9 protein-coding genes are annotated in these 11,688 nt (G+C 64.0%); 4 read left to right on the forward strand and 5 right to left on the reverse strand.

Going from position 1 to position 11,688, the window contains the following annotated elements; genetic code table 11:
- The first annotated feature begins 711 nt into the window (after positions 1 to 711).
- A complete protein-coding gene (locus AC1DIX_RS26700; RefSeq protein WP_477328291.1) occupies positions 712 to 3,504 on the forward strand; it encodes a TonB-dependent receptor plug domain-containing protein in 2,793 nt (930 codons plus the stop codon).
- Between the two features lie 66 nt (positions 3,505 to 3,570).
- Here AC1DIX_RS26700 and AC1DIX_RS26705 read toward each other — a convergent pair whose 3' ends face one another.
- The 5 genes from AC1DIX_RS26705 to AC1DIX_RS26725 form a co-directional block, all read right to left on the reverse strand.
- Positions 3,571 to 4,158, reverse strand: a complete 588-nt coding sequence (locus AC1DIX_RS26705) for a type 1 glutamine amidotransferase domain-containing protein (RefSeq protein WP_442123650.1) — start codon at positions 4,156 to 4,158, stop codon at positions 3,571 to 3,573.
- Positions 4,159 to 4,175: 17 nt separating this feature from the next.
- Positions 4,176 to 4,784: a type 1 glutamine amidotransferase domain-containing protein gene (locus AC1DIX_RS26710; protein WP_442123649.1), complete on the reverse strand. Its 609-nt coding sequence runs from the start codon at positions 4,782 to 4,784 to the stop codon at positions 4,176 to 4,178.
- A gap of 87 nt (positions 4,785 to 4,871) precedes the next feature.
- Positions 4,872 to 5,183 carry a chaperone modulator CbpM gene (locus tag AC1DIX_RS26715; protein ID WP_442123648.1) on the reverse strand — a complete coding sequence of 104 codons (312 nt, stop codon included), beginning with the start codon at positions 5,181 to 5,183 and terminating at the stop codon, positions 4,872 to 4,874.
- Between the two features lie 3 nt (positions 5,184 to 5,186).
- A complete protein-coding gene (locus AC1DIX_RS26720; RefSeq protein ID WP_477328292.1) occupies positions 5,187 to 6,125 on the reverse strand; it encodes a DnaJ C-terminal domain-containing protein in 939 nt (312 codons plus the stop codon).
- Between the two features lie 149 nt (positions 6,126 to 6,274).
- Complete coding sequence (locus AC1DIX_RS26725; protein WP_477328293.1) at positions 6,275 to 6,673, reverse strand: response regulator transcription factor; 399 nt, start codon at positions 6,671 to 6,673, stop codon at positions 6,275 to 6,277.
- Positions 6,674 to 6,876: 203 nt separating this feature from the next.
- Between AC1DIX_RS26725 and AC1DIX_RS26730 the strand changes: the two genes are divergently transcribed.
- From AC1DIX_RS26730 to AC1DIX_RS26740, 3 genes are all read left to right on the forward strand, one after another.
- A complete protein-coding gene (locus AC1DIX_RS26730) occupies positions 6,877 to 7,785 on the forward strand; it encodes a c-type cytochrome (RefSeq protein WP_477328294.1) in 909 nt (302 codons plus the stop codon).
- A gap of 126 nt (positions 7,786 to 7,911) precedes the next feature.
- Positions 7,912 to 9,321 carry an MATE family efflux transporter gene (locus AC1DIX_RS26735; RefSeq protein WP_477328295.1) on the forward strand — a complete coding sequence of 470 codons (1,410 nt, stop codon included), beginning with the start codon at positions 7,912 to 7,914 and terminating at the stop codon, positions 9,319 to 9,321.
- 91 nt (positions 9,322 to 9,412) lie between these two features.
- The gene (locus AC1DIX_RS26740; protein ID WP_477328296.1) at positions 9,413 to 11,632 is read left to right on the forward strand and encodes a S9 family peptidase; all 2,220 of its coding nucleotides are present in this window, start codon (positions 9,413 to 9,415) and stop codon (positions 11,630 to 11,632) included.
- Positions 11,633 to 11,688 lie beyond the last annotated feature (56 nt).

The following is an 11,688-nucleotide window of genomic DNA, read 5'->3' on the forward strand; positions in this document are numbered from 1 at the left end:
AAGGAAATCGAATCCTCGTCCGGCACGGACGAGGGGCGAGCGGGGGTGTCGAGCCGCACCGCGGCGAGCCCGCGAGCGGCTTGGCGCTTGCAAGCGCCAAGCCTCCCGATTCGCCTGACCAAGCAGTCGCGCAGCGACTGTGCCTTACCGCCACGGTTCGGCCAGGCAGATAAACGGCCTTCCGGCCGCATACCTGGCCTACCTGCTGGCCAAATGGCTCAAGCTACAGCCGTTTTGTGGTCTCCCAAGTCGCCCGAAAACGTGACCGGACCAAACTGGCAGGAGAGGGAGGAGAGGGAGAAGAGGCAAGACAAGCCCAGCGGGGACCATATCGACCTGTGAAATCGATCCAGACTGACCGCGACCGGCGTGAGCTTCTTTCGATGACCTTGGCGCTGAAGTATCGGCCAACAAGGCCCTTATCCCGCACCGCAGCAATTTCCTGCCGCCCCACCCTGCATCTCCAAAATTTCCTCCTGCAAACTTCACACTTTCTTCACCTCGGTAACATACTGTATCAAAAACCCAACGGATGTAACTTAAAGCAACGTGATATTTCCCGAATACATACTTACGACTTTGCATCTCAGCAATATTGTGCAAGAGTATTTATGCGCGTACGTACACAAAGTCAGGGATAACTGACCACGTATGCATCAGTTGCTCAAAATAATTTTCATCCCAGGAGTTGTTGTGAAGCATAAAAGTATCTTGAAGAAGAGTTCCATCGCTCTGGCCGTCACCCTGGCCATCCCCGCTTTAGCTGCAGCGCAAGAAGCCAGCACGCCGGATCCAAAGATCCAGCGCGTCGAGGTGACCGGCTCCAGCATCAAGCGTACGCAAACCGAAGCAGCGAACGCGGTCCAGATCATGACCCGCGACGACATCGAGAAAACCGGACAGACCACGGCGCTGGGCATCCTGACCGCCATGTCCTCGGTCAGCACCGACATCAACTCGGCCAGCGCAAGCTCGGGCAGCTTCGCAACCGGCTCTTCCGGCGTCAGCATGCGCGGCCTGAGCAAGGTCGCCACCCTGGTCCTGGTCAACGGCCGCCGCATTGCTCCTTACGGCCTGTCGGACGGCGCCCAGCAGAACTTCACCAATCTGGATGCCATCGCCACCGACGCCATCGAGCGCATCGAAGTGCTGAAAGACGGCGCATCGGCAATCTACGGCTCGGACGCCATCGCCGGCGTGATCAACATCATCCTGCGCAGCAATTACCAGGGTTTCCAGGTCAAGGGCCAGTACAGCGAAGCGCCGCACTTCCAGGACGCGCGCAACCGCAACGTGTCGGCGATCTGGGGTTACGGCGACATCGACAAGAACGGCTTCAACACCTACCTGACGGCCGAAGCCTACAAGACCGACGGCTACAGCCAGGGCGACCTGAGCTCGCACTACCCGGCCTGGCACCGCCTGACCCCGGGCCGCTCGACCTACGATGCGAAGAGCTCGTTCTCGCCGACCGGTAACTACTTCCTGAGCAGCACCAACATCGTCGCCGCACCGGGCTGCCCGGCCGCCGACATCGATCCGACCGACAAGCTCTGCAAGTGGGATGCCACGCCGTACGCCGGCCTCCGCACCAACAACAAGCGCCACGCGCTGGCCAGCAGCACCCACTTCCGCATCGGCCAGAACATCAATGCCAACTTCGAGGTCACAGCCGCCGGCGAAGTGAGCGATTACATCGTGGCCCCGTTTAGCGTCAGCAACGGCTCCGCAACCAGCTCGCAGAGCATCTGGTACAACGTGCTCGGCGGCAAGATGGTCGGTCCGTTCTCGTATCCGAAGCTGCCGGTCGGCCACCCGATGAATCCGTACAGCACGCCGACCGAGTACCGCGCGCGCATGATGGACACCGGTAACGGCTTCAACTTCAACCGTACCGATTCCGACCAGCAGCGCGTGATGCTGGCCCTGGACGGCACCATCGGCAACTGGGACTGGAAATCGGCGCTCGGCTACTCGCATTCGAGCGCGACCAAGGCAACCCGCGCCGTCAGTGCCAAGGGCTATACCGACGCGATCGTCAACAAGACCTACGTGTTCGGCAAGCAGAACGATCCGGCCCTGCTGGAATCGATGTTCCCGGTCCGTACCACCGAAGGGGAAGCCAAGGTCAAGTTCTTCGACGCGACCGTGTCGGGCACCGTGGCCCAACTGCCGGCCGGTCCGCTGAACGTTGCGTTCGGCACCAATATCAGCCAGAACTCGTACTGGATGAAGAGCTCGGACAACGTGCTGCGCGGCGATCTGGTCGGCATCTTCGGCCTGCAGGTGGACGACTCGCGTAACGAGTACGCGCTGTTCACCGAAGCGAACGTTCCGCTGCTGAAGAACCTCGAGATGAACGCCGCGCTGCGTGCCGACAAGAGCGGCGATTTCGAGGCTCACCTGTCGCCGAAGCTGGGCCTGCGCTACACCGTCACCGACAGTCTGATGCTGCGCGCCACCGCATCGGGCGGCTTCCGTGCGCCGAACATCGTCGAATCCGGTAACGGCCTGGGCCGCAGCTCGGTCGCCACCGGCGTGAACGACCTGCGCCGCTGCCCGATCGCCAACCAGCTGAACGCACTGGTGCAGGGCGCTGCCAACGCGACCACCGCCGACAAGGCCCAAGCCAACAGCTTCCGCAACGCGGAATGCTCGGCCGGCCTGCCGAGCTTCGTGTCGTCGAACCCCAACCTGAAGCCGGAAACCTCGCGTTCGGTGACCCTGGGCGCCGTGTGGGAGCCGATCAAGAACTGGAGCGCCGGCCTGGACTACTACTTCATCGAGCGCCGCAATGAAATCGGTACCCGTTCGGTGACCGACGTGCTGAAGGGCGAAGCCAGCCTGCCGGCCGGCCAGCTGATCCGTGTCGACAACACCGCCAACGACAACGAGTTCCTGGCSCTGGTGAAGAAGTACGCGCCGGGCAACACCATCAACTACGGCGGCGTCGGCCAGCTGGGCCTGGTGTACAACCCCTACGTCAACAGCGGCCGTACCCGCGTGTCCGGCTTCGACTTCGACGCATCGGGCCGCTTCAAGTTCATGGGCACGGACTTCCGCCTGAAACTCGACGGCAGCTACATCTGGAAATACCAGAACTACAGCCAGGCGCTGAACGGGTATGACGAGAACATTGCCGGCACCTGGGACTTCTACGACTTCCCGGCGTCGCGCCTGAAGACCGTCACCAAGCTGTACATGAAGAAGGGTGATTTCGATCACTCGATCACCATGAACTACAACAGCGGCTGGGGCAACAACAGCAACTCCTCGCCGACCTACTGCGTCACGCAGAAAGTCGCGCCGGAAAACATGGCTACCTGTAACCATGTCGGCAGCAACACCACCTTCGACTACTCGCTGACCTACTCGGGTATCGATCACGTGAAGCTGAGCCTGTACGTGACCAACATCTTCGAACAGGACTATCCGATCACCTGGCGTGACGGCTACGTCACGCAGTTCCGCCGCGTGGCAGTGGCTGCGACCTACAAGTTCTGATCGCCGACGTCCGGCGTGAAAGCTGAAAGACCAGGCTTCGGCCTGGTCTTTTTTTTCGCCCGCCGCCTAGGAGGTCGGGCCCGGATCGGTTCCCGGCGTCATCATGAGTTCCTTCGCCAGCGCATCGTTGAATGCCGGCAGATCGTCCGGCTTGCGGCTGGTGACCAGGCGCGCATCGATCACCACTTCGTCGTCGGTCCACTCGGCGCCGGCGTTGGTGAGATCGCGCTTCAGGCTGGGCCAGCTGGTCAAGTGCTTGGCGCTGGCGATGCCGGCATCGATCAGGGTCCAGGGACCGTGGCAGATCGCGCCGACCGGCTTGTCCTCGACGTCGAAGCCACGGATGAAATCGATCGCTTCCCTGCTCATGCGCAGCATGTCGGGATTGGCCACGCCGCCGGGCAGCACCAGGGCGTCGAAGTCGGCCGGATCGGCATCGCGCACGTTCATCTCGACCTTGAACCGGTCGCCCGGCTGCAGGTGGTTGAAGCCCTGTACCTCTTCGCCCGCGTTCTTCGGCGACAGCAGCACCACGGTCGCGCCCCGTTCTTCCAGATAGGACCGCGGGCTGGTGTATTCGATCTGCTCGACGCCGTCCGTCATCAGCATGGCGACGCGCTTGCCCTGCAAGGGCCTGCCTGATACCTGTTCCATATGAACTCCTTCCGGGCTCAGTGTGCGCCCGCTTGCCCCGGCTGGACCGCGGCCAGCTCGCTGAGGATGGCCTGGTTGAAGGCCGGGATGTCGTCAGGCTTGCGGCTGGTGACGAGCTTGCCGTCGACCACCACCTGTTCGTCGGTCCACTGCGCGCCCGCGTTCTGCAGGTCGAGCTGGAGGCTTGGCCAGCTGGTCATGCGCTTGCCGGTCACCAGGTCGGCGTCGATCAGGGTCCAGGGGCCATGGCAGATGGCGGCGATGGGCTTGTTCTCGCGGCCGAATTCGCGGATGAAGGTGATCGCCTCCGTCGACAGACGCAACTGGTCGGGATTGGCGACACCGCCCGGCAGCACCAGCGCGTCGAAGTCGGCCGGACGCGCATCGCGCACGTCGAGTTCGACCTTGAACTTGTCGGCGGGGTCGAGGTGGTTGAAGCCCTGGATCTCGTCGCCGCTCGGCTTCGGCGAGACCAGGGTCACCTTGGCGCCCTGCTGTTCGAGGAAGCTGCGCGGCCCGGTGTATTCGACCTGCTCGACGCCGTCCGTCATCAGGATGGCGACTCGTTTGCCCTGCAGGGCCTGGCCAGCGCCCGGTTGCGGATTCTGTTGCGAATTCTGTTGCATGAGACCTCCTTCAATCGATGAAAAGTGATCGCTGTGGGAGGTCCGATTGTAGTTTTGCCCGCCTCGGGACGGCGCGCGCTTCCCTATCTAATCGAGGCCCAGCGCGTGCAGGCGCGCGCGCAGGCGGCGCACCTCGTCGCCGAGGTCGACCACCAGCGCGGCCACGTCCTCGTTGGCGTCGAAGTCGCGTTCCACCCGCAGCAGGCGGCGCGCGCGCAGCAGGTCGCCGCTGCGGAAGCGCCATTCGGTCACTTGTATGGCTGGCTGGCCGCCGAGGATGCCCGCGCGCACCCGGCGCACCACCCATTCCGGCTCCACGTTGCAGGCGCGCGCCAACTCTTCGAGGGTCAGTGCGGCGTCGTCCAGCAGTACGCCGCTGATGCTCGTCATCTCATGCATCGCTCAAGCTCCTATGCGTTCGCGTGGGTTGAAGGCGAGGTCGCGCGCCATCGTCTCGTACAGTTCGCGCGCGCGCTGGCTGGTGGCCGGCGGCAGCACCACGTCCAGGATCAGGTAGAGGTCGCCGGGCTGCGAGGATGGGATGCCCCTCCCCTTCAGGCGCAGCTTGCGGCCGCTCTGCGACCCCGGCGGCACCGTCACCTCGACCGCGCCGGACGGCGTCGGCACCGAAATGCCGGCCCCCAGCGCCGCTTCCCACGGCGCCACCGGCACGTTCTGGTAGACGCTGGAACCCTCGACGCGGTAGCGCGCATCGGGGTTGAACTGGATCTCCAGATACAGGTCGCCCGGCCCGCCGCCGCCGATGCCCGGATGGCCCTGGCCCGCCAGGCGCAGCTGCTGTCCCGGCGCCACGCCCTTCGGAATGTTCACGCTCAGGGTCTTCTCCTGCTGGCCGGCGCGCAGGCTGATGGTGCGCGTGGCGCCCTGGTAGGCGTCGCGCAGGTCGATCGAGATGGCGGCGTGGATGTCCTCGCCGCGCATCTGGAAACCGCCGCCGCCCATGCCCGCGCCCGCGCCCGCGCCGCCGCGGTGGCTGCGCCCCCGCCCCATGTGCGCGAACAGGTCGGCGAAGATGTCTTCCGCGCTGCCGCCTTCGTTGCCGAAATCGTACTGGCCGTACTGGCGGCCCCAGTCGGGCGGCGGCTGGAAGCCCTGGTCCTGGCGCGGCGCCTGGCCGAGCGCATCGTAGGCGGCGCGTTTCTCGGCGTCGCCCAGCACGTCGTAGGCCTCGTTGATTTCCTTGGTCTTCTCGGTCGCGTCCTTGTGCTTGCTGACGTCCGGGTGATATTGCCGGACCAGCTTGCGGTAAGCCTTCTTGATGTCGTCCGCGGACGCGGTCCGTTCGACACCAAGGGTCTGGTAGTAGTCCTTGTATTCCACGAGCGGGCTCCTGGATGGGGTTCGATGGTTTGGATGCCTTTACATGGAGGTCATCAGCCTGCTTTTCAATTCAATGTAGCTCATGCCAGGACAAACCGCGCGCACGCACCGCTACGGAACGATGGGCAGTATGATCATTGCGGTGGCGGCTAAAAGATATACTCCCTGCGCCTTTCGGCGATCTGCTGCGCGGACTGCTGCTGGTCGGGGTCGACGATGCTGCGGACAGCCTCCTCCGTAAGCGGCCTGTGCAGGATGGCGCCGACGCCATCGGGCTTCCCGTCGGCGGGCGGCACCGATCCGGGATCGGCCAGCAAGAGGATGGTCGCGTCCGGCAGACACCGTTTCAGTTCTCCGGTCAGGGATCGCCTGTCGCCTGGAAGGAGGGCCGTACAGGTAACGATCAAATCGAACTGGATCAAACGGGCAGCGTATAACGCCTTTTTTTGATTGAAGACCGGGGTTGTCAGGTACCCCATCGATGACAGCACAGCGGCAGTGTTGTTACATAGTTCCGAGTTTTTTTCCAGAATCAAAGCATACTTCATGGACTATCCCTGTCTTTATTGTAACTTATGGTCGCCATTATAAGGGTATCGAAAGGATAAGGACAAACCAATCGGATCGCGTCCATGCATCACGCTTACGACTCCTGATCTCGCACATGCCCCCATCGTTCGACGAGCTAGTCAATACTGCTGAGCAGTGCTAAATTTGCAATGCCAGGTATTTACCAGGGGGGATTCGGCACATGAGCATGAGCAAATGGGTCAAACGGACCAGCATCGCGCTGGTGGGGCTCGCCCTGCTGGGCGTGGCCGCCACCGTGGTCGGCAAGGCGCTGGGYGAGCGCAAGATGATGCGCAACGTGGTACTGCAGGTGCGGCCGCTGGACGTGCTGCCGGATCCCGCGCGCATCGAGCATGGACGCTACCTCTACAACACCCGCGGCTGCGCCGAATGCCATGGCGCCAACGGCGCCGGCAAGACCGTCATCAGCGATGGCGGCATGCACGTGGTGGCGCCCAACATCACCGCAGGTCCGAACGGCACCACGGCGCGCTACCAGCTGGTCGACTGGGTGCGCACCGTGCGCCACGGCGTCAAGCCGAACGGCAATCCGGTCATGATCATGCCCAGCGAGGACTACAGCCGCCTCACCGACGAGGACATGGCGGCGCTGATCGCCTTCCTCCAGCAGATGCGCCCCGTATCCGGCCACAAGGCCGTGATCGAGGTGCCGGTCCCGGTGAAGGCCCTGTATGCCTTCGGCGTGATCCAGGACGCGTCCGAAAAGATCGACCATGCGCAGCCGTCCTTCCGCCCGGTATCGGCCGCCGTCACGCCGGAATACGGCGCCTACGTGGCGAACGCCTGCATCGGCTGCCATGGCGCCAATCTCAGCGGCGGCAGGATCCCCGGCACGCCGCCGTCCTGGCCGGCGGCCGCCAACCTGACGCCCGGCAAGGGCAGCGCCATGACCCGCTATCCGACTCCGGAACTGTTCATGGCCATGCTGCACAGCGGCCAGCGCCCGGACGGCAAGCCGGTCAGCCCCGTCATGCCCTTCGGTTCGCTGAAGCAGATGAACGAGACCGACATGCGGGCGCTGTACGCCTATCTGAAGACGGTGCCGCCGCGCGAAGCGGGACGACACTAGCAGGGTGGGCGCTGCCGGCGTCGGCACTCTGTGCCCACGCATAAAGTTCGCAGACCGGCAACGCCATCGTGGGCACGGAGTGCCCACCCTACAGTAGAATCATCGGTTTCGTTCGCAAACCGAGTCATGACGTCCACTACCACCACCACGCAGTCCTCAAACCCCGTCCGCACCGAGATCGCGACCCTGTGGCGCCTGTCGTGGCCGATGCTGGTCGGCCAGCTGGCGACGGTCGGCATGGGCGTCGTGGACGTCGCGATGACGGGCCATGTCAGCGCCGCCGAACTGGCCGCGGTCTCGCTCGGCACCTCGGTGTGGTCGATCATCCTGGTGACCGTGATGGGCGTCATGATGGCCGTGAACTCGGTGGTCGCGCACGAAATGGGCGCCGGGCGCTTCGACAGGATCTCGCACTCGGTGCGCGAGTCGCTGTGGATGGGCCTGCTGGTCGGCATTGCCGGCTGTGCGGCCGCCAACCTGTGCGCCCTGCTGTTCGACCACATCGGCCTCGAGCAGGCGGTGGCCGATCGCGCCAAGACTTTCCTTCACATCATCAGCCTCGGCATGCCGGCCTTCGGCTGCTACCGCGCGCTGTACGGCTACACCACCAGCATCAACCAGACCAAGCCGATCATGATCATCGCCATCCTCGGCCTGCTGTACAACGTGGTGCTCAACTGGGGCCTGATCTTCGGCCATTTCGGCCTGCCCAGGATGGGCGCGCTGGGTTGCGCGGTGTCGACCGCCAGCGGCGTGTGGCTGATGCTGGCCGCCATGATCGGCTGGATCAGGTTCTCTCCGGCCTATCGCGCGACCTACCCGTTCACGCACTGGGAAGGCCCGAACTGGCGCGAGATCGGCAGCATGCTGCGCCTCGGCCTGCCGATCGGCGTCACCCACTTCGCCGAGGTCAGCGCCTTCGGCATCGTCAGCCTGCTGGTGGCACGCTTCGGCGTGGTGCAGGTGTCGGCGCACCAGATCGCGCTGAACTTCACCTCGCTGGTGTTCATGGTGCCGATGAGCTTCGGCATCGGCACCCTCACCCGCGTCGGCCAGGCGATGGGTGAAGGCAATGCGCAGCGCGCCCGCTTCGTGGCCTGGACCGGCACCGGCCTGTGCGTCTTCTTCGGCCTGCTGTCGGCCATCTTCATCGCCCTGTTCCGCTGGCAGATCGCCGCCATGTACACCTCGGACGCCGTGGTGCAGGCCACCTGCGCCCTGCTGCTGCTGTTCGCCGCCATCTTCCAGCTGTCGGACTCGACCCAGGTCGCGGCAGCGTCGGCGATCCGCGGCTACAAGGTCACGCGTTCGCCGATGGTGATCCAGATGATCGCCTTCTGGGGCGTGGCCCTGCCGGTCGGCTGGATCCTCGGGCTGGCGCCTGAATGGTTTCCATGGTCGCCCGCCGAGCCGATGAAGGCCACCGGCTTCTGGATCGGACTGGTGCTGGGCCTGACGGTGGCGGCGGTGCTGCTGGCGTGGTCGCTCAACAATCTCTCGAAGCTGCGGGTACGCGAAGCGCGCTCTGCTTCTTGAGATGCAAGGCACATATTTACAGCGCTCGGCGCCTTACTCTGGTATCGTCTCGCCCGTTGCACAAAATTAATTTTTATCCGCGAGACAATCCATGCGCCTCATTCTTGCCCTTCTTGCCGCCCTGGCGGCCGTTCCCGCATCCGCGGAACGCCTGACCCTGGACCGCATCTACGCCGACCCGGCGTTGTCCGGCCCCGGCGTTCGTAACGTACGCGTGTCGCCCGACGGCGAACGCGTGACCTTCCTGCGCGGCCGTGCCGACAACCAGTTCCAGCTGGACCTGTGGGAATACAATATGAAGGACAAGACCACGCACCGCCTGGTCGACTCCAAGAAGCTGGTCCCGCTTGAAAACCTGTCGCTGGAAGAAAAGGCGCGCCGCGAGCGTGCGCGTACCGCCAGCCTGTCCGGCATCATCAGCTACAGCTGGTCGCCGGACGGCAAGCAGATCCTGGTGCCGATCGCCGGCGACCTCTACCTGGTCGACGTCGCCAATCCGGATAATGCGCGCAAGGTTGCCTCGGGTAACGTCGGCGATCCGAAGATCTCGCCGAAGGGCCGCTACGTTTCCTTCGTGCGCGACCAGAACCTGTATGTGATCGACCTGTCGACCGGCAAGGAACGCCAGCTGACCCTTGATGGCAAGGGCACCATCCACAATGGCGAAGCCGAATTCGTCGCCCAGGAAGAGATGGGCCAGCGCACCGGTTACTACTGGGCGCCGGACGATTCCGCGATCGCCTACAAACGCTACGACGAAGCCCCGGTGCCGGTCGCGCGCCGCTTCGAAATCTTTGCCGACCGTACCGAAGTCATCGACCAGCGCTATCCGGCCGCCGGCGATCCCAACGTGCTGGTCGACCTGATGATCGTCGACCCGGCAAGCGGCGCACAGAAGCAGGTCGACCTGGGTCCGGAGAAGGACATCTACCTGGTGCGCGCCGACTGGAGCGCGGACGGCAAGAACCTGGTCTACCAGCGCCAGTCGCGCGACCAGAAGCGCCTCGACCTGGTCGCCGTCGACGCCGCCAGCCTGGCCCAGCGCACCCTGCTGACCGAAACCTCGAAGACCTGGGTCAGCATCCACGACGACCTGAAATTCCTGAAGAACCGTCCGGCCTTCATCTGGGCATCGGAGCGCAGCGGCCGCAACCACCTCTACCTGTTCGACCTGGACGGCAAGCTGCTGCACCCGATCACCAGTGGCGAATGGGGCGTCGACAACATCCTGGCGGTGGACGAGGATGCCGGCAAGGTCTACATCGCCTCGAACAAGGATGCGGTGATGGACAAGCAAACCTATGCGCTGAACCTGGACGGCAGCAATGCCGGCAAGCCGGTGCGCATCACCAAGACCGACGGTATGCACGACACGTCCTTCGCGCGCAACGGCAAAATCTTCGTCGACACCTTCTCGGATCCGAAGACCCCGCCGCAAGTGTCGATCCGCAAGGCCGACGGCACCATGGTCGAGTGGCTCGAGCATAACGAGATGAACGCCAGCCACCCATACGCGAAGTACATGGCGGATCACCTGCCGACCGAGTTCGGCAGCATCAAGGCGCACGACGGCCAGACCCTGTACTACTCGATGATCAAGCCGGCCAACTTCAATCCGGCCAAGCGCTATCCGGTCTTCCTGTTCGTCTACGGCGGCCCGCACTCGCAGCAGGTCACCCGCGGCTGGGGCAACTTGTTCAAGCAGTACATGGCACAGCAAGGCTTCGTGGTGTTCACCTTGGACAACCGCGGCTCCTCGCGCCGCGAGCGCGCCTTCACCGACGTCATCTACGGCGAACTGGGCAAGCATGAAGTCGAAGACCAGCTGACCGGCGTCGACTGGCTGGCCAAGCAGAGCTTCGTCGATCCGAAGCGCGTCGGCGTGTTCGGCTGGAGCTACGGCGGCTTCATGACCCTGCGCCTACTGGAAGCGGGGTCAAGCAAGATCGCGATGGGCGTGTCGGTGGCGCCGGTGACCGACTGGGCACTGTACGACACCCACTACACCGAGCAGTTCATGGGCGCGACGCCCAAGTCGAATCCGGAAGCGTACAAGCAGAGCGGCGTGTTCGCCCACCTGGACGGCCTGAAGTCGCCGCTGCTGCTGGTGCACGGCATGGCCGACGACAACGTACTGTTCACCAACAGCACGCGCCTGATCGACTCCCTGGTCAACCGCAACGTGCGCTTCGAGCTGATGACCTACCCGGGCGCCAAGCACGGCATCTCCTCGCGCACCGGCCAGCGTCACGTGTACGGGATGATCGAGGCTTTCTTCAAGAAGAACCTCGGCGGCACCGGTGCCAAGTAATGCGTAGGGTGGGCACTCCGTGCCCACGTTCAACGTAAAAACAGCCGCTTTCGAGC

Source organism: Massilia sp. 05N420, assembly GCF_056397205.1.

Bases quoted from the DNA above. Each gene is read 5' to 3' on its own strand.
- AC1DIX_RS26705 (WP_442123650.1), bottom strand. From the start codon at position 4,158: ATGGAACAGGTATCAGGCAGGCCCTTGCAGGGCAAGCGCGTCGCCATG.
- AC1DIX_RS26710 (WP_442123649.1), bottom strand. From the start codon at position 4,784: ATGCAACAGAATTCGCAACAGAATCCGCAACCGGGCGCTGGCCAGGCC.
- AC1DIX_RS26715 (WP_442123648.1), bottom strand. From the start codon at position 5,183: ATGCATGAGATGACGAGCATCAGCGGCGTACTGCTGGACGACGCCGCA.
- AC1DIX_RS26725 (WP_477328293.1), bottom strand. From the start codon at position 6,673: ATGAAGTATGCTTTGATTCTGGAAAAAAACTCGGAACTATGTAACAAC.
- AC1DIX_RS26735 (WP_477328295.1), top strand. From the start codon at position 7,912: ATGACGTCCACTACCACCACCACGCAGTCCTCAAACCCCGTCCGCACC.
- AC1DIX_RS26740 (WP_477328296.1), top strand. From the start codon at position 9,413: ATGCGCCTCATTCTTGCCCTTCTTGCCGCCCTGGCGGCCGTTCCCGCA.